At 74.5% G+C, this 21,546-nt stretch carries 21 protein-coding genes; 19 read left to right on the forward strand and 2 right to left on the reverse strand.

Annotated features, from left to right (window positions below; all coding sequences use genetic code 11):
• Position 1: 1 nt before the first annotated feature.
• Positions 2 to 412, forward strand: coding sequence for a nucleoside-diphosphate kinase (gene ndk / locus ABDB74_RS06230; protein WP_346622587.1), 411 nt, complete (start codon positions 2 to 4; stop codon positions 410 to 412).
• Between the two features lie 77 nt (positions 413 to 489).
• Here ndk and ABDB74_RS06235 read toward each other — a convergent pair whose 3' ends face one another.
• Positions 490 to 996, reverse strand: a complete 507-nt coding sequence (locus ABDB74_RS06235; RefSeq protein WP_346622588.1) for a hypothetical protein — start codon at positions 994 to 996, stop codon at positions 490 to 492.
• Positions 993 to 1,223 (reverse strand): helix-turn-helix transcriptional regulator, encoded by a 231-nt coding sequence (locus ABDB74_RS06240; RefSeq protein WP_346622590.1) that lies wholly within the window; start codon positions 1,221 to 1,223, stop codon positions 993 to 995. The genes ABDB74_RS06235 and ABDB74_RS06240 overlap by 4 nt, the downstream gene beginning before the upstream one ends.
• Before the next feature lie 138 nt (positions 1,224 to 1,361).
• Here ABDB74_RS06240 and ABDB74_RS06245 point away from each other — a divergent pair, with 138 nt between their 5' ends.
• The 18 genes from ABDB74_RS06245 to ABDB74_RS06330 all read left to right on the forward strand — a co-directional run bounded on the left by ABDB74_RS06245 (position 1,362) and on the right by ABDB74_RS06330 (position 21,289).
• The gene (locus ABDB74_RS06245) at positions 1,362 to 3,284 is read left to right on the forward strand and encodes a TIGR03960 family B12-binding radical SAM protein (protein ID WP_346622591.1); all 1,923 of its coding nucleotides are present in this window, start codon (positions 1,362 to 1,364) and stop codon (positions 3,282 to 3,284) included.
• Positions 3,284 to 4,051 (forward strand): TIGR03936 family radical SAM-associated protein, encoded by a 768-nt coding sequence (locus ABDB74_RS06250; protein ID WP_346622593.1) that lies wholly within the window; start codon positions 3,284 to 3,286, stop codon positions 4,049 to 4,051. Before ABDB74_RS06245 ends, ABDB74_RS06250 begins: the two co-directional genes overlap by 1 nt.
• 342 nt (positions 4,052 to 4,393) lie before the next feature.
• A complete protein-coding gene (locus ABDB74_RS06255; RefSeq protein ID WP_346622594.1) occupies positions 4,394 to 7,681 on the forward strand; it encodes an Rne/Rng family ribonuclease in 3,288 nt (1,095 codons plus the stop codon).
• A 220-nt stretch (positions 7,682 to 7,901) separates the two neighbouring features.
• Entirely contained in the window at positions 7,902 to 8,213 is a 312-nt protein-coding gene (gene rplU, locus ABDB74_RS06260) for a 50S ribosomal protein L21 (RefSeq protein ID WP_346622596.1), read from the forward strand.
• Positions 8,214 to 8,220: 7 nt separating this feature from the next.
• On the forward strand, positions 8,221 to 8,478 hold the full coding sequence (gene rpmA / locus ABDB74_RS06265) for a 50S ribosomal protein L27 (RefSeq protein ID WP_346622598.1): 258 nt from the start codon (positions 8,221 to 8,223) through the stop codon (positions 8,476 to 8,478).
• A 105-nt stretch (positions 8,479 to 8,583) separates the two neighbouring features.
• Entirely contained in the window at positions 8,584 to 10,128 is a 1,545-nt protein-coding gene (obgE, locus tag ABDB74_RS06270; protein WP_346622600.1) for a GTPase ObgE, read from the forward strand.
• On the forward strand, positions 10,125 to 11,267 hold the full coding sequence (gene proB, locus ABDB74_RS06275; RefSeq protein ID WP_346622601.1) for a glutamate 5-kinase: 1,143 nt from the start codon (positions 10,125 to 10,127) through the stop codon (positions 11,265 to 11,267). Before obgE ends, proB begins: the two co-directional genes overlap by 4 nt.
• Positions 11,268 to 11,290: 23 nt before the next feature.
• A complete protein-coding gene (locus tag ABDB74_RS06280) occupies positions 11,291 to 11,773 on the forward strand; it encodes a peptide deformylase (RefSeq protein ID WP_346622603.1) in 483 nt (160 codons plus the stop codon).
• Position 11,774: 1 nt separating this feature from the next.
• Positions 11,775 to 12,371 carry a GNAT family protein gene (locus ABDB74_RS06285; RefSeq protein WP_346622605.1) on the forward strand — a complete coding sequence of 199 codons (597 nt, stop codon included), beginning with the start codon at positions 11,775 to 11,777 and terminating at the stop codon, positions 12,369 to 12,371.
• Positions 12,372 to 12,410: 39 nt separating this feature from the next.
• Positions 12,411 to 13,664: a glutamate-5-semialdehyde dehydrogenase gene (locus ABDB74_RS06290; protein WP_346622607.1), complete on the forward strand. Its 1,254-nt coding sequence runs from the start codon at positions 12,411 to 12,413 to the stop codon at positions 13,662 to 13,664.
• 25 nt (positions 13,665 to 13,689) lie between these two features.
• Positions 13,690 to 14,577 carry a MoxR family ATPase gene (locus tag ABDB74_RS06295; RefSeq protein ID WP_346622608.1) on the forward strand — a complete coding sequence of 296 codons (888 nt, stop codon included), beginning with the start codon at positions 13,690 to 13,692 and terminating at the stop codon, positions 14,575 to 14,577.
• The gene (locus ABDB74_RS06300) at positions 14,577 to 16,001 is read left to right on the forward strand and encodes a VWA domain-containing protein (RefSeq protein ID WP_346622610.1); all 1,425 of its coding nucleotides are present in this window, start codon (positions 14,577 to 14,579) and stop codon (positions 15,999 to 16,001) included. Before ABDB74_RS06295 ends, ABDB74_RS06300 begins: the two co-directional genes overlap by 1 nt.
• 173 nt (positions 16,002 to 16,174) lie before the next feature.
• Entirely contained in the window at positions 16,175 to 16,864 is a 690-nt protein-coding gene (gene nadD / locus ABDB74_RS06305) for a nicotinate-nucleotide adenylyltransferase (protein ID WP_407062156.1), read from the forward strand.
• Positions 16,861 to 17,289: a ribosome silencing factor gene (rsfS, locus tag ABDB74_RS06310; protein ID WP_346622613.1), complete on the forward strand. Its 429-nt coding sequence runs from the start codon at positions 16,861 to 16,863 to the stop codon at positions 17,287 to 17,289. The genes nadD and rsfS overlap by 4 nt, the downstream gene beginning before the upstream one ends.
• Positions 17,286 to 18,050, forward strand: coding sequence for a histidine phosphatase family protein (locus ABDB74_RS06315; RefSeq protein ID WP_346622615.1), 765 nt, complete (start codon positions 17,286 to 17,288; stop codon positions 18,048 to 18,050). The genes rsfS and ABDB74_RS06315 overlap by 4 nt, the downstream gene beginning before the upstream one ends.
• 229 nt (positions 18,051 to 18,279) lie before the next feature.
• Positions 18,280 to 19,368, forward strand: coding sequence for an IS110 family transposase (locus tag ABDB74_RS06320; RefSeq protein WP_346621943.1), 1,089 nt, complete (start codon positions 18,280 to 18,282; stop codon positions 19,366 to 19,368).
• Between the two features lie 82 nt (positions 19,369 to 19,450).
• The gene (locus ABDB74_RS06325) at positions 19,451 to 20,344 is read left to right on the forward strand and encodes a DegV family protein (RefSeq protein ID WP_346622616.1); all 894 of its coding nucleotides are present in this window, start codon (positions 19,451 to 19,453) and stop codon (positions 20,342 to 20,344) included.
• A gap of 99 nt (positions 20,345 to 20,443) precedes the next feature.
• Complete coding sequence (locus tag ABDB74_RS06330) at positions 20,444 to 21,289, forward strand: ComEA family DNA-binding protein (RefSeq protein ID WP_346622618.1); 846 nt, start codon at positions 20,444 to 20,446, stop codon at positions 21,287 to 21,289.
• The last annotated feature ends 257 nt before the right edge of the window (positions 21,290 to 21,546 follow it).

Here is a 21,546-nt window from a genome sequence, read left to right on the forward strand (position 1 = left end):
CGTGACCGAACGCACCCTTGTCCTCGTCAAGCCCGACGGCGTCTCCCGCGGCCTGGTCGGCGAGGTGATCACGCGGCTGGAGCGCAAGGGGCTGCGGCTGGTCGCCGCCGAACTGCGCACGCTGACCGCCGAGGTCGCCGAGACCCACTACGCCGAGCACCGCGAGCGGCCGTTCTTCCCCTCGCTGGTCGAGTTCATCACCGGCGGCCCGCTGATGGCCCTGGTCGTCGAGGGTCCGCGCGCCATCGAGGCGTTCCGCGCGCTGGCCGGCGCCACCGACCCGGTGAAGGCCGGCCCGGGCACCATCCGCGGCGACTTCGCCCTCGAGGTGCAGAACAACATCGTGCACGGCTCCGACTCGCCCGAGTCCGCCGCACGCGAGATCGGCCTCTTCTTCCCCGACCTGGGCTGACCCGGACAGGCAAAGGAACCTATGCCTACGGAATCGGCGTCGAAACCGTAGGCATAGGTTCCTTTGCCCGGAGCCGGTCAGAAGTCGGCGTCGGTGGGCTCGTCGGGGCTGGTCCAGGCCAGGTGCCAGTAGGCCAGCAGGCCGGCGGCGAACCACAGCAGGAAGCCGAGGCACAGGGCCAGCGGGACGTGCCCGGTGAGGGCGACGACGGCGACGGCCCCCGACCAGGCGGCGAGATGCAGCGCGGTGGCCGGCCAAGCCATCGCGGTGAACGACCGGTCGCGCAGCCGCTGCTGGTGCTCGTCCAGCGATCGGACGCTGCGGTCGAAGACGCCCCGGATGCCGGCGTTGAGCGTGGAGTGCAGCGGGATGAACGCGAGCATCCCGACGGTCCAGACGACGAAGAAGGGCGTGTTCCAGCCCGCGTCCGTCGTGGCGGCGGTGACGGTGGCCGCCACCAGTGCAGACAGCAGCGTCGCTTGAGCGATGACCGCGCGGCGGCGTACCCGCACCGTGCGGGCCCACGCCCAGCGGCCGTCCTCGAAGGTGCGGGCGAGATAGGTCTGCTCGGGGTGGGTGCTCACGGCGTCCTCCTGAGTTCTTGGCTGAGCGAGGGCAGCGGGTCGAGGGAGAAGACGGCCTCGACGGGCAGGTCGAAGAACCGCGCGATGCGCAGGGCGAGCGCCAGGGACGGGCTGTACTCCCCGCGCTCCAGGTAGCCGATGGTCTGCGGGTGGACGCCGACGGCGTCCGCCAGCTCCTTGCGGCTGACCCGACGGTCCGCCCGGAGCACGGCGATGCGGTCGTGCACCCGGTCGGCATCTCCTCGTGGCTGACGACCCATGCCTTCATTCGTAGCATTATTGCTACGCCCTGCGCAATGACTGCTCGCAGTGCGCGGTCGTCGGGCGTGGGAGTGCTCCGCGTCGCGGGCTACCCTGGACCGGTCATGACTGGTGAGACCTTGTACCCCCGCCTCGAGCCCCTGCTGGCCCAGGTCCAGAAGCCGATCCAGTACGTCGGCGGTGAGCTCAACGCCCAGGTCAAGCCGTGGGAGTCCGCGGCCGTCCACTGGGCGCTGATGTACCCCGACGCCTACGAGGTGGGGCTGCCCAACCAGGGCCTGATGATCCTGTACGAGGTGCTCAACGAGCGCCCCGACGCCCTGGCCGAGCGCACCTACGCCGTCTGGCCGGATCTGGCCGCCCTCATGCGCGAGCACGACGTCCCGCAGTTCACCGTCGACGGGCACCGCTCCGTCCGGGACTTCGACCTGCTCGGGGTCAGCTTCGCCACCGAGCTGGGCTACACCAACCTGCTCGAGGCGCTCGATCTCGCCGGTGTGCCGCTGCACGCGGTCGACCGCGACGAGACCCACCCGGTGGTCGTCGCCGGCGGGCACGCCGCGTTCAACCCGGAGCCGGTCAGTGACTTCGTCGACTGCGCCGTCCTGGGTGACGGCGAGCAGGTCGTCGGCGACATCACCGACGTCGTCAAGGCGTGGAAGCAGCAGGGACGCCCGGGCGGCCGCGAGGAGCTGCTGGCCCGGCTGTCGCGCGTGGACGGCGTCTACGTGCCCCGGTTCTACGCGTTCAGCTACGGCCCGGACGGCGCGATCGCCGCGGTCACCCCGACCCGCGACGACGTCCCGGCGAAGGTCGGCAAGCGCACCGTCATGGACCTCGACGAGTGGCCCTACCCGAAGCAGCCGCTGGTCCCGCTCGCCGAGAGCGTGCACGAGCGGATGAGCGTGGAGATCTTCCGCGGCTGCACCCGCGGCTGCCGCTTCTGCCAGGCCGGGATGATCACCCGCCCGGTGCGGGAGCGGACGATCACCGGCATCGGCTCGATGGTCGAGCAGGGCCTCAAGGCGACCGGGTACGAGGAGGTCGGGCTGCTGTCGCTGTCCAGCGCCGACCACTCCGAGATCGGGCAGGTCGCCAAGGAGCTCGCCGACCGCTACGAGGGCACCAACACCGGCCTCAGCCTGCCGTCGACCCGCGTGGACGCCTTCAACGTCACGCTGGCCAACGAGCTGTCCCGCAACGGGCGGCGCAGCGGCCTCACGTTCGCCCCCGAGGGCGGCAGCGAGCGCATCCGGCGGGTGATCAACAAGACGGTGTCCAAGGAGGACCTCGTCCGCACGGTCACCACCGCCTACGCCAACGGCTGGACGCAGGTGAAGCTCTACTTCATGTGCGGTCTGCCGACCGAGACCGACGAGGACGTCCTGGAGATCGCCGAGCTCGCGGTCGAGGTCATCCGGGCCGGCCGGGAGGCCAGCGGCCGCAAGGACATCCGCTGCACCGTCTCCATCGGTGGCTTCGTGCCCAAGCCGCACACCCCGTTCCAGTGGGCGAGCCAGGCCAGCGCCGAGACGATCGACTCCCGGCTCAGGCTCCTCCGGCAGGCCATCAACAGCGATCGCCGCATCGGCCGCTCCATCGGCCTGCGCTACCACGACGGCAAGCCCGGGATGATCGAGGGACTGCTGTCCCGCGGCGACCGCCGGGTCGGCCGGGTCATCGAGCGGGTCTGGCGCGAGGGCGGGAAGTTCGACGGCTGGAGCGAGCACTTCTCCTACGACCGGTGGGTGGCCGCCGCGACCGAGGAGCTGGCCGCGTTCGGCGTGGACCTCGACTGGTTCACCACCCGCGAGCGCACCGAGCACGAGATCCTGCCCTGGGACCACCTGGACTCCGGGCTGGACAAGGAGTGGCTCTGGGAGGACTGGCAGGAGGCCCTCTCCGAGGAGGAGGTCGCCGACTGCCGGTGGACCCCCTGCTACGACTGCGGGGTCTGCCCGACCATGGGCACCGAGATCCAGATCGGGCCCACCGGCCGCAGCCTGCTCCCGCTCACCGTCGTCTGATGGCCCGCCAGCCCGAGGGCCCGCCCCCGCCGCCCACCGTGCAGAAGCTGCGGATCCGCTACGCCAAGCGGGGCCGGCTCCGCTTCGCCTCCCACCGCGACCTGGCGCGGGCGCTGGAGCGCGCGCTGCGCCGGGCGCAGGTGCCCATGGCGTTCTCCGCCGGGTTCAGCCCGCACCCGAAGATCTCCTACATCGGTGCCGCCCCCACCGGGTCGGCGAGCGAGGCGGAGTACCTGGAGATCGGGGTCGCGATCCGCTGCGACCCCGAGGCGGTGCGGGTCGCGCTGGACGCCGCCCTGCCGGCCGACGTCGCCGTCCTCGAGGTCGTGGAGGCGCAGGAGGGGACCGGCTCGCTGGCCGAGCGCATCGACACCTCCGTGTGGCGGGTCGAGCTGCCCGACGTGGCGCTCGACGAGCTGCAGCCGGCCGTGGAGAAGTTCCTCGCCAGCGACGTGGTCACCGTCGCCAAGCGCACCAAGAACGGGCTCAAGGACATCGACGCCCGGCCCGCCGTCGCCCGCGCGTCCGTGGGCGAGGAGGCAGGTTGTGCCATACTGCACATGGTCGTCCGGCAGGTGACGCCCGCTGTACGACCCGACGACGTGTTGGCCGCCCTGGTTGCCGTCGCCGACCTGCGCCCGCCGTTGCCCCCCCGGGCCGTGCGTGAGGCGCAGGGCCGGCTCGACGACACCGGGACCGTGGCCGATCCGCTCGGTCCTGACCGCGTGGCGCGCCCCTCCGAACCGGGGGAGCACGTCACGGTCTGACCGATCGGAGCCCTCCGGGGCCCGTGCGCCGTCGAGCGGCACGGCTGCCAGACGTGACGCGCCGATCCGGGCCACCCGGCTCCGGACGCCCAGACCACCGCACCACCTGCAGGACCGGCACCACCGAGTTCCACCGCGCCCAGCACCACCGGGCGCGGGCGCCACAGCATTCCGGTCCCGGCCCGCGGCAACCGCCGCCCGGGAACCGCATCAGACTTCCGCAGGGCGAGCCTGACCGCCGTACCCCGCGCGGCGGCTCGCCCCGCCCGACCCGTGCTCCTGCGCGGCCGCCAGTCGAACCGATCGGCGCCCGGGAGCAGCACACAGGAGGCGAGAGCCCTCGTGGCTGACACCGACCACACCAGCGAGACCGACCGGACCGAGGAAGGCGCGGAGCGCATCGCGCCGGACACCCCCCAGCCCGCGGAGGCGGAGGCCACCGGCACCCCGGCCACCGCCGAGGAGGGCGCACCCGTCGAGGAGCAGCCCGCCGAGGAACGGCCCGCCGAGGAGGAGGAGGAGCCCACCGGCGACGAGCCGGCTGCGCAGCAGCCGGCCGCCGAGGACCTCGATCCGGAGCCGGAGCGGTCCCGGTTCGGAGCCCAGTTCAGCTCGCCGGAGCCCACCGCCGTCGTGGCCCGTCCCCGTCGCCGGGCGACGCGCCCGGCCGGCGCCGCCGACCCGGACTCGATCGAGGCGGTCGCCCCGGCGCCCGCGGCCCCGGTCCCGGCCTTCATCAGCTTCGTCGCGCCCCCGGCCGACGCGCCCCCGGCCCCCCGCCGGCGCAGCCGCCGGCCGGCGGAGTCGCCCGAGCCCGACGCGGTCGAGGACACCGGCGGCGCGGACCGCGACACCGGTGCGGACGAGGCCCCCGAGGAGGCCCCCCGGTCCCGCCGGAGCCGCTCCCGCCGCCGCCCGGCCGAGGAGCAGCCGGAGCCGTCCCGGACCGACAGCGCCGAGGACGAGCAGACCGACGACGCCGACGACCGTGACGAGTCCGGCGAGGACCGCGACGAGGGCGGGTCGTCGGCCAGCCGCCGGCGTCGCCGTGGACGCCGGGGCCGCGGTCGCGGGCGCAGCGGCGAGGACGCCGAGGAGGAGAACGGCGACGACCGCCCGGGCGCCGACGACGCCGAGACCGACGACGAGGAGACCGACACCGACCGCGCCGACGAGTCCTCGGACACCGAGGACGAGGGCGAGGGCGAGGACGAGGGTTCGACCGGCTCCAGCACCCGCCGTCGCCGGCGGCGCCGTCGCCGCAGCGGCAGCGCGGGCGGCGAGGACACGGCCGAGGACACCGACGACGACGACCGCCCGGAGCGGGCCGGCCGCAACGGCCGCAGCACCAGCGACGACGACGTCCGCGGCATCGCCGGCTCCACCCGGCTCGAGGCCAAGCGCCAGCGCCGCCGGGACGGCCGGGACACCGGGCGCCGTCGTCAGCCGATCCTCACCGAGAGCGAGTTCCTCGCCCGCCGCGAGGCGGTGGACCGCAAGATGGTCATCCGCCAGCGCGGCGAGCGGACGCAGATCGCCGTCCTCGAGGACGACGTCCTCGTCGAGCACTACGTGACCCAGGCCTCGGCGACGTCGTTCGCCGGCAACGTCTACCTCGGCCGGGTGCAGAACGTGCTCCCCAGCATGGAGGCGGCGTTCGTCGACATCGGCAAGGGGCGCAACGCCGTCGTCTACGCCGGTGAGGTCAACTGGGACGCCGCCGGCCTGTCGGGCAAGCAGCGCTCCATCGAGCAGGCGTTCAAGTCCGGCGACAAGATCCTGGTGCAGGTCACCAAGGACCCGATCGGCCACAAGGGCGCCCGGCTGACCCAGCAGATCAACCTGCCCGGCCGCTTCCTGGTGTACGTGCCCGGCGGCTCGATGACCGGGATCAGCCGCAAGCTGCCCGACACCGAGCGGCAGCGGCTCAAGGACATCCTGAAGCGGATCGTCCCCGAGGACGCCGGCGTGATCATCCGGACGGCCGCGGAGGGCGCCTCGGAGGAGGAGCTCACCCGCGACGTCAACCGGCTGACCGCGCAGTGGGACGTCATCCAGAAGAAGGCCGCATCGACGTCAAACGCGCCGACGCTCCTCTACGGCGAGCCGGACCTCGCCATCCGGGTCATCCGCGACGTCTTCAACGAGGACTTCAAGGAGCTCGTGGTCCAGGGCGACGACGCCTGGGACACCGTCGAGGCCTACGTCGCCCACGTCAGCCCCGAGCTCACCGAGCGGCTCTCCCGCTACACCGGCCAGGGCGACGTCTTCCACGACCTGCGGATCGACGAGCAGCTGACCAAGGCGCTGGACCGCAAGGTGTGGCTGCCCTCGGGTGGCTCGCTGGTGATCGACCGGACCGAGGCGATGACCGTGGTCGACGTCAACACCGGCAAGTTCACCGGCTCGGGCGGCAACCTCGAGCAGACCGTGACGCGCAACAACATGGAGGCGGCCGAGGAGATCGTCCGCCAGCTCCGGCTGCGCGACATCGGCGGCATCATCGTCATCGACTTCATCGACATGGTGCTCGAGAGCAACCGCGACCTCGTGCTGCGGCGGCTGACCGAGTGCCTGGGCCGGGACCGCACCAAGCACCAGGTCGCCGAGGTCACCTCGCTGGGTCTGGTGCAGATGACCCGCAAGCGGGTCGGCCAGGGGCTGCTCGAGGTCTTCTCCGAGTCCTGCGAGCACTGCCGCGGGCGCGGCATCCTCGTGCACCTCGACCCGGTCGACGAGAAGCGTCGCGGCGGGGGCAACGGCGGCGGTTCCGGATCCGGGACCGGTGGCGGGAAGGACGCTGCCGCGAAGGATTCCGGGAAGGAGTCCGGCGGCGGCCGCAACCGCGGCAACGGCGGCGGCGGCGGCAAGGACACTGCCAAGGACACCGCGAAGGACACCGCGAAGGACACCGCGAAGGACAGCGAGAAGGACACCGCCAGGGACAGCGAGAAGGACGTCGAGAAGGACACCGCCGAGGAGACCGCCGACACCGGCGCCGCCGACGTGGCGTCCGGTGAGGGCGACGCGCCCGAGGGCGGCCGCGGCGGTGGCCGCCGCAACCGCGGCCGGCGCAACCGCGGGCAGTCGGGGGAGGACCGCGCGGCCGAGGACGCCGCGGTGCTCGCCGGCGCGCGGGCCGACGACGGGACGCCGGCCGGGCAGCCCGTGGCCGACGGCTCCGCCGAGGCGGTCACGGACGTCGCCCCGTCCACGGCGCCGATGCCGCCGGTCGCCGCACCGCCCGCGGAGTCGCAGCAGGAGGCGCCGGCCGGAACGGGGACGGCCCCGGCGGCCCGGCCCGCACGGAAGGGCGGCCGGCCGGTGACGACCGTCGAGCCGCTGCCCGCGAGCGCCCCGGTCCCGGTGGCGTCCGCGGAGATCGAGGCCGACGACGTGCTGCCGGCCGGCGAGGTCGCCGCGGTGGAGGCGCCGGAGCAGGACGCGATGCCGATCACCCCGGCCACGACGGCCGCCGACGTCGTCCCCGGTGGGGTCGCGCACGACGCCGACGCCGGCGCCCCTGCCGACGCCCCGGCGCCCGCGCAGACCCCCGCGGCCGACGGGGAGGCGCCCGCCCGTCCGCGCCGCCGGCGGGCAGCCAGCCGCCCGGCGGGCCCGCCCGCCTGACCGGAGAGCCCCCTCCCCGCCGGGTGGGGACGGGGTGCCCGGGGGCACGTCGACCCGTCGACCGTCCTCGGGTACGCTGGCCGGGTTGCTGCGCTACCGCGCAGGCGCCTCCGGGTGCCGCCGGGAAGGCGTGGGCAACCCGTCCAAGCACCCGGCGCCCGCTCCGGTCGTGCGCGCCGGACACAGAGCTTGACGTGAAGAAGCGAACGAGGAGTCAGTGGTGTACGCAGTGGTGAAGGCCGGTGGCAGCCAGCACAAGGTGGCCGTGGGCGACACGTTCACGATCAACCGCCTGCAGGGTGCGGCGGGCGACTCGGTCGCCCTTCCGGCCATCCTGCTGGTCGACGGCGACACCGTCACCAGCGATGCGGCGGCCCTGGCGAAGGTGACCGTGACGGGTGAGATCGTCGAGCACGCCAAGGGCCCGAAGATCCACATCCACAAGTTCAAGAACAAGACCGGCTACCACAAGCGGCAGGGGCACCGTCAGCCCCTGACCAGCGTCGTGGTCCGCGACATCTCGAAGGGCTGACGCCGACATGGCACACAAGAAGGGCGCTTCGTCGTCCCGCAACGGTCGTGACTCGAACGCGCAGCGCCTCGGCGTCAAGCGCTTCGGTGGGCAGGTCGTGAAGGCCGGCGAGATCATCGTCCGCCAGCGCGGCACCCACTTCCACCCGGGCCTGGGCGTCGGCCGCGGCAGCGACGACACGCTGTTCGCGCTCGCGCCGGGCTCGGTCACCTTCGGCACGCGGCGGGGACGCAAGACCGTCTCCATCTCCGCGGTCGAGGCCTGATCGTCCGCAGCAGTTCCGCTCACGAGCGCACGGGCCACCGGCCCGTGCGCTCGTAGCGCTTGACAGGTAGGTAGGAGGCGGCGCGGACTCGTCCGCTCGAATCACATGGCCGCTTTCGTCGACCGCGTGACCATCCACGTCGCCGCCGGTAACGGTGGGCACGGCGTGTCATCGGTGCACCGGGAGAAGTACAAGCCGCTGGGCGGGCCCGACGGGGGCAACGGCGGGGACGGCGGCGACGTCGTCCTCGAGGTCGACCCCAACGTGCACACCCTGCTGGACTTCCACCACCGCCCGCACCAGAAGGCGGCCAACGGCCGCCCCGGCGCCGGCAGCAACCGCCACGGCGCCCGGGGCGAGGACCGCGTGCTGCGGGTCCCCGAGGGCACCGTGGTCAGCACCCCCGGCGGCCGCGTGGTCGCCGACCTCATGGGCGCGGGCACCCGCGTGGTGCTCGCGCACGGCGGCAAGGGCGGGCTCGGCAATGCCGCGCTGGCCAACCCCCGCCGCAAGGCCCCGGGCTTCGCGCTGCTCGGCGAGCCGGGCGAGACCTTCGACGCGGTGCTGGAGCTCAAGAGCATCGCCGACGTCGGCCTCGTCGGGTACCCGTCCGCGGGCAAGTCCTCGCTGATCGCCGCGATGTCGGCGGCGCGGCCGAAGATCGCCGACTACCCCTTCACCACCCTGGTCCCGAACCTGGGCGTGATCCGCTCCGGCGACGTCGTCTACACGATGGCCGACGTGCCCGGGCTGATCCCCGGGGCGTCCACCGGCAAGGGCCTGGGCCTGCAGTTCCTCCGCCACGTCGAGCGCTGCGCGGTCCTGGTGCACGTCGTCGACATGGCCACGATCGAGCCCGGCCGCGACCCGGAGAGCGACATCGAGGCGCTCGAGCACGAGCTCACCGAATACGGGGGCGAGGAGCTCGACCTGGTCGGCCGCCTGCGGATCGCGGTGCTGAACAAGATCGACGTTCCCGACGGCCGTGAGCTCGTCGACCTGGTGCGCGCCTCCCTCGAGGAGCGTGGGCTGCAGGTGTTCCCCGTCAGCGCCGCCACCGGCGAGGGGCTGGCCGCCTTCGGGTACGCGCTCGCGGCCGCCGTGGAGGAGCACCGCGCCTCGCTGCCCGCGCCGGAGCCGGTGCGGGTGACGCTGACCCCCCGCGCCGTCGACGACTCCGGCTTCACCGTGGAGCGCGACCCGGACGACCCGGAGGGCTTCGTCGTCCGCGGCGTCAAGCCGGAGCGGTGGGTGCGCCAGACCGACTTCACCAACGACGAGGCCGTGGGCTACCTCGCCGACCGGCTCAACCGGTTGGGCGTCGAGGAAGAGCTGGCCCGCGCCGGTGCCCGCGAGGGCGATGCGGTCACCATCGGCGGCGTCACCTTCGATTGGGCCCCGACGCTGCCGGCCGGAACGCTCACCGCCGAGGAGTCGGCCGGGCTGGGCGGGCGCGGCACCGACAACCGCCTGGAGCGCAGCGAGCGGTTCGGCGCCGCCGAGCGGCTGGCCGCCAAGCGTGCCCGCCGGACGCCGTTCGAGGTCAGCGAGGACGGCTGGACCGACGAGGACCTCGAGGCGCTGGGCGACGAGGACACCGACGACGTCCCGGGGGTCGCGGGCGACGAGACGGCGGACGGCGGACGGTGACCGACACCGCCGTCAGCAGCGTGGCCCGGGCCTCGATCGCCGGCGCCGTGCGGGTCGTGGTCAAGGTCGGCTCCTCGTCGCTGACCACCCTCCCCGGCGGGCTGGACGTCGACCGGCTCACCGCCCTCGTCGACGTCCTGGCCGCCGTGCGCGCCGCGGATCGGGAGGTCGTGCTGGTCTCCTCCGGGGCGATCGCCGCCGGCCTGGCGCCGCTCGGGCTGGACGGCCGCCCGCGCGACCTGGCGACCGCGCAGGCGGCGGCCAGCGTGGGCCAGCTGCGGCTCGTGCAGACCTACGCCGACGCCTTCGCCCGGCACGGGATCACGGTCGGCCAGGTGCTGCTGACCGCCGACGACCTGACCCGCCGCAGCCACTACCGCAACGCCCACCAGACGGTGGAGCGGCTGCTGTCGCTGGGCGTGCTGCCGATCGTCAACGAGAACGACACGGTCGCCACCGAGGAGATCCGGTTTGGCGACAACGACCGCCTCGCCGCGCTGGTGGCGCACGTCGCGCAGGCCGGGGCGCTGGTGCTGCTGTCCGACGTCGACGGCGTCTACGACGGCGATCCGCGCAGCGGCCCCGCCCAGCTGGTGGACACCGTGCGCGAACCGGCCGACCTCGCGTCGGTCACCCTCGGCTCGGCCACCCGCAACGGCGTGGGCACCGGGGGGATGGCCACCAAGGTCGAGGCCGCGTTCATCGCCGCGCACGCCGGCGTCCCCGTCGTCGTCACCTCCACCCCGCAGGCGGCCGAGGCCCTGGCCGGGAACCGCGTGGGCACGCTGTTCGACCGCATGGGCAAGCGCCCCAGTGCCCGGCAGTTCTGGCTGCGGTACGCCAGCCGGCCGCGCGGCCGGGTGATCCTCGACGACGGCGCCGTGACCGCCGTCCGCGAACGGCACGCCTCGCTGCTGGCCGCCGGCATCACCGGGGTGGCCGGGGAGTTCCTGGCCGACGACCCGGTCGAGCTGGTCGGGCCCGACGGCGTCGTCGTCGCCCGGGGCCTGGTGGCCTACGACGCCCGGGAGCTGCCCGCGCTGCTCGGCCGCAAGACCGGCGAGCTGCCGCCGGAGCACCGCCGGGAGGTCGTGCACCGCGACGAGATGGTGCTGATCGGGCGGCACGTCGGCCGCTGAACGCGGCTTGGCAGACTGCCCGCGTGACGATCCGCCCCATCCGCGAGCTCGGTGACCCCGTCCTCCGCACGCCCTCCGACCCGGTCCGGGCTTTCGACAGCTGGCTGGCCGCGCTGGTCCGCGACCTCGAGGACACCGTCGACCACCCCGGCCGGGCAGGTGTGGCCGCGCCGCAGATCGGCGTGGGGGTCCGCGCGTTCTCCTACAACATCGACGGGGTCATCGGGCACATGGTGAACCCGGTGATCGTCGAGCGGTCCGAGGAGATCCAGGACGGTGACGAGGGGTGCCTGTCGGTGCCCGGCATCTGGGCCCCGACGGTCCGCGCGATGCACTGCGTCGCCGAGGGCTTCGACGTCGAGGGCAGGCCGCTGCGGCTGGAGGGCGAGGGGCTGATGGCCCGCTGCCTGCAGCACGAGGTCGACCACCTCGACGGCAAGGTCTTCCTGGACCGGCTCACCGGCGACGCCCGCAAGGCCGCCCTGCGGGCGCTGCGCGACCGCTGAGATGGCCTTCCTCGAGCCGGTGACGTTGGCCGGCGACCACGTCGTCCTGGAGCCCCTGCAGCCCGGGCACGCGGAGGAGCTCGCCGACGCCGTGCGGGACGGCCGCCTGTGGGAACTCCGGTACGCGGCCGTGCCGACACCGGAGGGGATGGCCGCGCAGATCGAATCGAGGCTGACCCGGCAGGCGCTCGGCGAGGTGCTGCCGTTCACCGTCCGTCGGGTCGCCGACGGGCGGGCGGTCGGCATGACGACGTTCCTCAACGCCGAGCCGGACGTGCCACGCGTGGAGATCGGCAGCACCTGGACCGCACGCTCGGCGCAGGGCACGGGCATCAACGCCGAGAGCAAGCTGCTCCTGCTGACCCACGCGTTCGAGACGCTCGGCTGCCTGGCCGTCGAGTTCCGCACGCACTCGCACAACCGGCAGTCCCGCGAGGCGATCGAGCGCCTGGGGGCCAAGCAGGACGGCGTGCTGCGGCAGCACCGCAGGATGCCCGACGGCTCGCTGCGCGACACGGTCGTCTTCTCCGTCCTCGACAGCGAGTGGCCCGCCGTACGCGCCGGGCTGCGGCACCGGCTGGCCCGCCGCACCGGTTGAGCGTGAAGGCCGCGGTCACGCCCGCGTACCCTCGCGGGCGTGACCGACGTCTCCGGCCTGCCGTTGATCGGCGCCGCCGCGCTGCGTGCGCGGTCGGCGGCCCGGGTGCTGCGCACCCTGCCCACCGACACCAAGGACGCCGCGCTGACCGCGATGGCCGAGGCGCTGGTGGAGCGGACCGAGGAGATCCTGGCCGCGAACGCCGCCGACGTCGACGCCGCGCGGGCCGAGGGCACGCCCGAGGCGATCCTCGACCGGCTGCGGCTGGACACCGCCCGGGTGGCCGGGGTCGCCGACGCGCTGCGCCAGCTGGTCGCGCTGCCCGACCCGGTGGGCGACGTCGTCCGCGGCTCCCGGCTGCCCAACGGCCTGGAGCTCAAGCAGGTCCGGGTTCCCCTCGGCGTCGTCGGCATCGTGTACGAGGCCCGGCCCAACGTCACCGTGGACGCCGCAGGGCTCTGCCTCAAGAGCGGCAACGCCGCGCTGCTGCGCGGCTCCGCGTCGGCGTTCCGGACCAACACCGCGCTGATCGCCGTCCTCACCGAGGCCGGCGAGAAGTCCGGCCTGCCGGCCGGGTTCGTCGAGCTCCTGCCGGCCGACCGCGCGTCGGTGGGGGAGCTGCTGAGCGCCCGCGGGCACGTCGACGTGGTGATCCCGCGCGGCGGTGCCTCGCTGATCCAGCGGGTCGTGCGCGAGTCGCGGGTGCCGGTCATCGAGACCGGCGAGGGCAACTGCCACGTCTACGTGGACGCGTCCGCGGACCCGGCCATCGCCGAGGCGGTCGTGCTGAACTCCAAGACCCACCGGGTGAGCGTCTGCAACTCCGCCGAGACGCTGCTGGTGCACCGCGACGTGCCGTTCCTGCCGCGGCTGCTGGCCGCGCTGGCCGGCGCCGGCGTGACCCTGCACGGCGACGGCTCCGCCCGGGCGGCCCACGGGGCCGTCGTCCCCGCCACCGACGAGGACTGGGCGACCGAGTACCTGTCGATGGACATGGCGGTGCGGATCGTCGACGACCTGCCGGAGGCGCTGGACCACATCGCCCGGTGGAGCACCGGCCACACCGAGGCGATCGTCGCCGACTCGGCCCGCGCCATCGCCGAGTTCACCGCCGGTGTCGACGCGGCCGCCGTGCTGGTCAACGCCTCGACCCGGTTCACCGACGGCGGCGAGTTCGGCTTCGGCGCCGAGATCGGCATCTCCACCCAGAAGCTGCACGCCCGCGGCCCGCTCGGGCTCCCGGAGCTGACCTCCACCACCTACGTCGTCACGGGGTCCGGCCACACCCGCTGACCCCGCCGCCCCACCGAGGAGCCGCATGCCCCGCCCGCCGTCCCAGTCCCCGAACTTCTCGTCGGTCGCGGACGTCAGCAAGCGGCTGTCCACGGCGGGCTACCTGCCCGACGCGCAGATCGCGACGACGGTCTTCCTCGCCGACCGCCTGGGCAAGCCGCTGCTCGTCGAGGGCCCCGCCGGCACCGGGAAGACGGAGCTGGCCAAGGCGCTGGCGGCGGCCACCGGGTCGGAGCTGATCCGGCTGCAGTGCTACGAGGGGCTGGACGAGGCCCGCGCGCTGTACGAGTGGAACTACAAGAAGCAGCTGCTGCGCATCCAGGCCTCGCAGGCCGAGGGCGGCGCCGACTGGGACACCGTCCACGACGACATCTTCGGCGAGGAGTTCCTGCTCTCCCGGCCGCTGCTCACCGCGATCCGCCGGACCGAGCCCACCGTGCTGCTCATCGACGAGACCGACAAGGCCGACGTCGAGGTGGAGGGTCTGCTGCTGGAGGTGCTCAGCGACTTCCAGGTGACCATCCCCGAGCTCGGCACGATCACCGCGACCCGCCGGCCGACCGTCGTCCTCACCTCCAACGCCACCCGCGAGCTCTCCGAGGCGCTCAAGCGGCGCTGCCTGTACCTGGCGCTGGACTACCCCACGGCCGAGCGGGAGCGCGAGATCGTGCTGTCGCGGGTGCCCGACCTCGCGCCGGGCCTGGCCGACCAGCTGGTGCGCACGGTGCGCGCCCTGCGCGGGCTGCAGCTGAAGAAGTCGCCGTCGATCTCGGAGACCCTCGACTGGGCGCAGACCCTCCTCGAGCTGGGGCTGGACACCCTCGACGAGCCGGCGATGGCCTCGACCCTCGGCGTGGTGCTCAAGCACGCCAGCGACCAGACCCGGGCCGCCGCCGAGCTGCGGCTGAACTGATGACCGCGCCGGTGACACGCGGCGGGGAGCCCGGCGGGCTGGCCGGGCACCTGGACGGCTTCGTGCGGGCGGTCCGGGAGGCCGGCATCCCGGTCGGCATCAGCCAGGCGGTGGACGCCGCGGAGATCCTGACCGTGGTGGACCTGCTCGACCGCGAGCAGCTGCGGCACGGACTGGCCGCGGTGCTGCTCCAGCGGGCCGCCCAGCGCCCGACCTACGACGTACTCTTCGACCTCTGGTGGCCGCTGGGCGACCGGCCCGCCGCGGAACCCGGCGACGGCGACGGCGACGGCGAGGAGGGCGGCGCCACGCTCGACGTCCCCGACGACGCCGCGCTGGCCGAGCTGATGCGCGCGGAGCTGCTCCGCCTCCTGGAGGACGGCGACCCGGAGGCGCTGCGCCGCTTCGCCCGGGACGCCGTGGACCAGCTGGGGCAGGGGCAGCCGACGCCCTCGGGTCAGTCGTACTTCAGCTACCGGGTCATGCGGGCGCTGTCGCCGGACACGCTGGTGGCCCAGCTGCTCGCCGGCCTCCTCGGCGAGCAGGGCCGCGGCGGGCTGGCCGAGCAGGTGGCCCGCCAGACCGTTCGCGACCGGCTGGCCGCCTTCCGCACCGCCGTCGAGGCGGAGGTGCGCCGGCGGACCGCGGCCGAGAAGGGCCGGGACCGCGTCGTCAAGAACGCCGTACGGCCGCTGGCCGACCAGGTGGACTTCCTCCGGGCCCAGTCCGCGGACCTGGCCGAGCTGCGCCGCGCGGTGACCCCGCTGGCCCGCCGGCTCGCCGTCCGGCTCTCCGCCCGGCGCCGGCTGGGCCGCCAGGGGCGGCTGGACTTCCGCAAGACCGTGCGCGCCTCGCTGGGCACCGGTGGCGTGCCGGTGGTCACCCACCACCGGCCGCGCAAGGTGCACAAGCCCGAGCTCGTCGTGCTGTGCGACGTGAGCGGCTCGGTCGCCGGCTTCAGCCACTTCACGCTGATGCTCACCCAGGCGCTGCGCGAGCACTTCACCGGCGTGCGGGCGTTCGCCTTCGTCGACTCCACCGACGAGGTGACCCGCTTCTTCACGCCCGGTGTCGACGTCGCCGACGCGATCGGCCGCATCGGCCGCGAGGCGCAGGTCGTGGCCTTCGACGGGCACAGCGACTACGGCAACGCGTTCGAGGTGTTCGCCGACCGGTGGGCGTCGGCCGTGGGCCCGAAGACGTCGCTGCTCGTGCTCGGCGACGGGCGGACCAACTACCGGCAGCCCGGCGTCCCGGTGCTCGCCGGCCTGGTCTCGAAGGCGCGTTCGGCGCACTGGCTGAACCCCGAGCCGCGCCGGCTGTGGGGGAGCGGCGACTCCGCGGCCGACCGGTACGGCGAGGTCATCGACATGGTGGAGTGCCGCAACGCCGCGCAGCTGACCGACTTCGTCACGACGCTCTGAGCCGGTCGGCGAGTCGGCACGTCGTCCTGTCGGCACGTCGACATCTCGATCACGGGGCCGGGGCCGGTCCTCGCGGGGCCGGGCCCCATGGCCCCGGATAGGCTCGGATGGTGGCGGGACGACGTGTCGGGGTGATGGGCGGGACCTTCGATCCCGTCCACCACGGTCACCTGGTGGCCGCCAGCGAGGTGGCGGGCCTGTTCGGGCTCGACGAGGTCGTGTTCGTGCCCACCGGCGAGCCGTGGCAGAAGAGCGACCGGGAGGTCAGCCCCGCCGAGGACCGGTACCTGATGACGGTCGTCGCGACGGCGTCCAACCCCCGCTTCACCGTGAGCAGGGTGGACATCGACCGGTCGGGGCCCACCTACACCTTCGACACCCTCACCGACCTGCACGCCCAGCGGCCGGACGACGAGCTCTTCTTCATCACCGGCGCCGACGCGCTGGCGCAGATCATGACCTGGCGCGACGGCGCCCGGTGCTTCGACCTGGCCCACTTCATCGGGGTGACCCGCCCCGGGTACCCCCTGGCCGACGCCCACCTGCCCGAGGGGCGGGTCAGCCTGGTGGAGATCCCCGCGCTGGCGATCAGCTCCAGCGACTGCCGCGCACGGGTCGGCCGCGGCATGCCGGTCTGGTACCTCGTGCCCGACGGCGTGGTCCAGTACATCGAGAAGCGCGGCCTCTACCGGCAGCCGCAGCGCCGGCACACGCCACCGGCCGAGGGCCCCGGCGACGACCGTCCGACGGGCGACCGCCCCACCTACGACCGACCACCGCCGGACGCGCCGGGGAACAACTCCCCGGACGACGGCGCTGCCCATCCACCCATGACTTCTCACCTGCAGGAGGTGCCGCGATGACCGCCTCGGACGAGGCACGGGAGACCGCGCTGCTCGCCGCCCAGGCGGCCGCGGACAAGCTGGCCACCGACGTCTCCATCGTCGACGTCAGCGAGCGGCTCGCCATCACCGACGCGTTCGTGCTCGCGTCGGCCCCCAACGAACGGCAGGTCCAGGCCATCGTCGACGAGGTCGAGGAGCGGCTCCGGGAGCACGGCGTGAAGCCCGTGCGCCGGGAGGGCGTCGCGGAGTCCCGCTGGGTGCTGCTGGACTTCGTCGACGTGGTGGTGCACGTCCAGCACGCCGAGGAGCGGGCCTACTACGCCCTCGAGCGGCTGTGGAAGGACTGCCCGACCATCCCGTTCACCGACGCCGCCGCCCCGTCGGCCGCGCCCGGGGGGAACGACTCCGGCACCCCGGCCGTCGCGGAGACGACCGGCCAGTGAGCTCCCCCGGGCTGCCCGAGCTCCCGGTTCCCCGGCTGGTGGTCTGGCGGCACGGGCGGACGGAGTGGAACGCGGCCGGACGTTTCCAGGGCCAGCTCGACCCACCGCTGGACGACGTCGGCCGCGCCCAGGCCGCGCACGCCGCCGGGCACCTGGTGGCCGGCCTCGCGCCCGCCTCGACCGTCGTCGTCTCCAGCGACCTGGTCCGGGCGGCCGAGACGGCCCGCTCCCTGACGACGCTGCTCGACGTGCCGCTGCGGCTGGACGCCCGGCTGCGCGAGCACGGCATGGGCACCTGGGAGGGCCTGACCCGCGACGAGGTCGCCGACCGGTACCCCGAGCAGTACGCCGACTGGCTGGCCGGCCGGCCGGTGCGCGGCCGCGGTGGGGAGGAGGTCGCGGCGGTGGCCGACCGGGTGCTCGCGGCGCTGGCCGAGCTCCCCCCGGTGGAGGTGGCGGTCGTCGTGACCCACGGCGGGACCAGCGGGCGGCTGATCGAGCGGCTGCTCCAGCTCGGGCCCGACCACCGGCGGGTCTTCGGGCCGCTGGGCAATTGCGCCTGGAGCGAGCTGGCCCGGCAGAGCGGCCGCTGGCGGCTGCTGCGCCACAACCACGCCGCCGCGCCGCCACCGGAGGGGGTCGCCGTCCCGGCCCTCGGACGGCGGCTGGCCCACGGCGAGACGGCCCCTCCGTCCCTCGCCGGGGCGGTCGGCGACCAGCGTGGCGACGGCCACGCCCAGGACGCCGACGCCGTCGGCTGACAGTGAGGATGTAGGCGCTGCCCCGCAGCGGTCGTTCCTGACCCTTCGGCTGACTGACTTCGGGTCTTCAACGGGATCTGTCGGTTCGGTCCGCTGCGGGGCTGCCTGCACTCACCGGTCGTGGCGGTGTGACTTCATAGGAGCCTGTGCCAGCAGGCACCCATCACTGTCTTGTCCGTTCGCCCGGCGGTGCGTGCCGCCCTGTCGGTTGCGAGCGAGAAGGACGGCGATGACCACCATCGCACCAGAGATCGTCCCGGGCCAGGTCCAGGTGGCCGGTGGCGTGGACACCCATTCCGACACCCACACCGCTGCCGCCGTGGACGGCGCCGGGCGGCTGCTGGGCCACCGGCAGTTCCCGGCTACCGCGGCCGGCTACCGGCAACTGCTGGCCTGGCTGCGCGGGTTCGGGGTGCTGCTGGTCGTCGGCGTAGAGGGGACCGGCGTCTACGGCGCCGGGCTGGCCCGGCACCTGGCCGTCGAGGGCGTGGCGATGGTCGAGGTCGACCGGCCCGACCGCAAGACCCGCCGGTTCGCCGGCAAGTCCGATCCGCTCGACGCCGAGGCCGCCGCCCGCACCGCGCTGGCCCGCACCCGCACCGGCACCCCGAAGGACCGCAGCGGGCAGGTGGAGGCGCTGCGCAACCTGCGGGTGGCCCGTCGCAGCGCGATCGACCAGCGGGCGGACTGCCAGCGGCGGATCAAGTCGCTGATCGTCACCGCTCCCGAGCCGCTGCGCGCCCAGCTGCGCGGCCTCAAGGGCGTCACGCTGATCGGCACCTGCGCCGGGCTGCGCCCCGATCTCAACCGCATCGGCGAGCCGGAGCAGGCCGTCAAGCGCGCGCTGCGTTCATTGGCCCGCCGCCACCAGCTCCTCAGCGAGGAGATCAACGAGCTCGACGACCTCATCGGCCCGCTGGTTGCCCAGATCAACCCCGACCTGCTCGACTGCACCGGCGTGGGCGCCGACGTCGCCAGCCAGCTGCTCGTCACCGTCGGACAGAACGCCGACCGGCTGCACTCCGAGCCGGCCTTCGCCATGCTCTGCGGCGTTGCCCCGATCCCGGCCTCCTCGGGCAAGACCCACCGCCACCGGCTCAACCGCGGCGGAGACCGACAGGCCAACGCCGCCCTCTACCGCATCGTGCTCTGCCGGATGCGCTGGGACCCACGCACCCGCGCCTACGTCGAACGCCGCACCACCGAAGGCCTGTCGAAGAAGGACATCATCCGCTGCCTCAAGCGCATGATCGCCCGCGAGCTCTACTACGTCCTACGCCCCGCTCACCCAACCAACGACCTCGCTCCGGCGGCTTGACGATCCATAGGAGCATCCTCCCGCGCCCCTCCCCGGTACCGGCCACGACGGTCGTCCCGCACCCGGCGGCTAGCCTCGCCGGGTGCCCGTCGCCGTCCTGACCGATTCGACGGCCTACCTTCCCCCGGACCTGGCGGAGCGGTACGGCATCCACGTCGTCCCGCTCTACGTCGTGCTCGCCGGCCACTCGGGCCGCGAGGGCGAGGACATCAGCTCCGAGGACGTGGCCCGTGCCCTGTCCTCGCGCGGGCAGCGGGTCTCCACGTCGCGGCCCACGCCCGGTGACTTCGTCGCCGCCTACCGGGCGGCGCTCGACGCCGGCGCCGACCGGCTGGTGTCGGTGCACCTGTCGGCGGAGCTGTCCGGCACCTGGGACGCCGCTCGGGTCGCCGCTTCCCAGGTGGGGGAGCACATCGTCTCCGTCGTCGACTCCCGGTCCGCCGCCATGGGCACCGGGTTCGCCGTCCTGGCGGCCGCGCGCGCGGCCGCCGGCGGCGCCGACCTGGACACCGTGGCGCGGGTGGCCCGCGAGGCCGCAGCCCGCACCCGGACGCTATTCGTCGTCGACACCCTCGAGCACCTGCGCCGGGGCGGGCGGATCGGCTCGGCCGCGGCGGTGTTCGGCTCGGCCCTGGCCGTCAAGCCGGTGCTGCACGTGGTCGACGGCCGGGTGGTGCCGCTGGAGAAGGTGCGCACGTCGGCCCGGGCGTTCAACCGGCTCGTCCAGCACGTGGTCGAGCTCGCCGGGGAGCGCCAGGTCTCCCTCGCCGTCCACCACCTCGCGGCGGCCGAGCGCGCCGAGCGGCTGGTGACCGAGCTCCGCGAGCGGGTGCCGGGGCTGTGCGAGCTGCACGTGAGCGAGCTGGGTGCCGCGATCGGCGCGCACGTCGGCCCCGGGGCGGTGGGCGTCGTCGTCTCCCACGTCGCACCCGGGACCGCGCCGCCGTCCGGCGGGGAGCAGCCACCGGGGGAGTGACGGGCATCGGGGTGCCTCCGTCGTCCACATCGGCGGCCGGTGTCCACAGATCCGCCGTGAGCAGCTCCCACCGGGGCCGCGCTCCCTAGCGTCGGCCGGGTGCGCCTCCCGACCCGCCGCGACGATGCCGACGTCATCCGTGCCCGGCTGCGGGCGCTGCTGGCGGAGCCCCGCCCCGGCGGGTGGCTGCCCGAGGACGACGACGGCGCCGATGCCTGGCGGGCGGACGGGCACCAGGTCTCCGGCGCGGTCGGCGAGCCGCCGCCCGACGACGAACTGCCGGCCGGGGTGGGCCGGCACCGGGCCCCGGGGACGGCGGTGCGCTGGGACGCCGGCCGCACGGGAGCCCGCGCGCTGTGGGTGGCCGCGACGGTCGCGGTGCTGCTCCTGCTGGGCTGGACGTGGCTGGACCGGCCCCGGGTGGAGCCCGCCGGCGCCGCCTCGACCGTTCCGGCCGTGCCGACGTCGGCGCCACCGTCGGCAGAGGCGGCCGGGACGACCGACGAGGCGGCTGCGCCCTCGACCGTGGTGGTGTCCGTCGTCGGGCAGGTGGCCCGGCCCGGGCTGGTCACCCTGACCCCGGGGGCGCGGGTCGCCGACGCGGTGGCCGGGGCGGGGGGTTTCCTCCCGGAGGCCGATCCCGCGTCGGTCAACCTCGCCGCACCGGTGTCCGACGGCGAGCAGATCTCGGTCGGTACGCCGGGCGCCGCCGCCGGCGCCGGAGGCGTCGGCGGGCCCGACGCCCAGGGCGGGGGGAAGGTCGACCTGAACACCGCCGGCGTCGCCGATCTCGACGCCCTGCCGGGGATCGGCCCGGTGCTCGCCCAGCGCATCGTCGAGCACCGGGCCCGCAGCGGTGGGTTCCGCAGCGTCGACGAGCTCGACGACGTGCCGGGCATCGGCCCCGCGACCGCGGCGGAGCTGGCCGAGCTGGTGACGGTGTGAGCAGCCGCGCACGGGACGCCCCCGGGCGCCGCCCGGACCGGTGGCAGTGGCTCGACGTGCGGCTCTGGCCGGCGGCCGGGGCGGTCTGGGGAGTGGCGCTCGGAGCGCCGTTCCTCTCGTCGCACCAACTGCTGCTCATGACCGGAACCGCACTGGCGGTCGCGGCGGTCGTCGTCCGCGCGCGGGGCGCCCACGCCGCCGTGGCGCTGGTGGTGCTCGCCGGGGTGGCGGCCTCGTCGGGGATCGCGGCGGTGCGG

This window comes from Blastococcus sp. HT6-4 (genome assembly GCF_039679125.1).
GTDB lineage: Bacteria > Actinomycetota > Actinomycetes > Mycobacteriales > Geodermatophilaceae > Blastococcus > Blastococcus montanus.

Bases quoted from the DNA above. Each gene is read 5' to 3' on its own strand.
- ABDB74_RS06245 (WP_346622591.1), top strand. From the start codon at position 1,362: ATGACTGGTGAGACCTTGTACCCCCGCCTCGAGCCCCTGCTGGCCCAG.
- ABDB74_RS06250 (WP_346622593.1), top strand. From the start codon at position 3,284: ATGGCCCGCCAGCCCGAGGGCCCGCCCCCGCCGCCCACCGTGCAGAAG.
- rpmA (WP_346622598.1), top strand. From the start codon at position 8,221: ATGGCACACAAGAAGGGCGCTTCGTCGTCCCGCAACGGTCGTGACTCG.
- obgE (WP_346622600.1), top strand. From the start codon at position 8,584: ATGGCCGCTTTCGTCGACCGCGTGACCATCCACGTCGCCGCCGGTAAC.
- ABDB74_RS06285 (WP_346622605.1), top strand. From the start codon at position 11,775: ATGGCCTTCCTCGAGCCGGTGACGTTGGCCGGCGACCACGTCGTCCTG.
- ABDB74_RS06295 (WP_346622608.1), top strand. From the start codon at position 13,690: ATGCCCCGCCCGCCGTCCCAGTCCCCGAACTTCTCGTCGGTCGCGGAC.
- ABDB74_RS06300 (WP_346622610.1), top strand. From the start codon at position 14,577: ATGACCGCGCCGGTGACACGCGGCGGGGAGCCCGGCGGGCTGGCCGGG.
- rsfS (WP_346622613.1), top strand. From the start codon at position 16,861: ATGACCGCCTCGGACGAGGCACGGGAGACCGCGCTGCTCGCCGCCCAG.
- ABDB74_RS06320 (WP_346621943.1), top strand. From the start codon at position 18,280: ATGACCACCATCGCACCAGAGATCGTCCCGGGCCAGGTCCAGGTGGCC.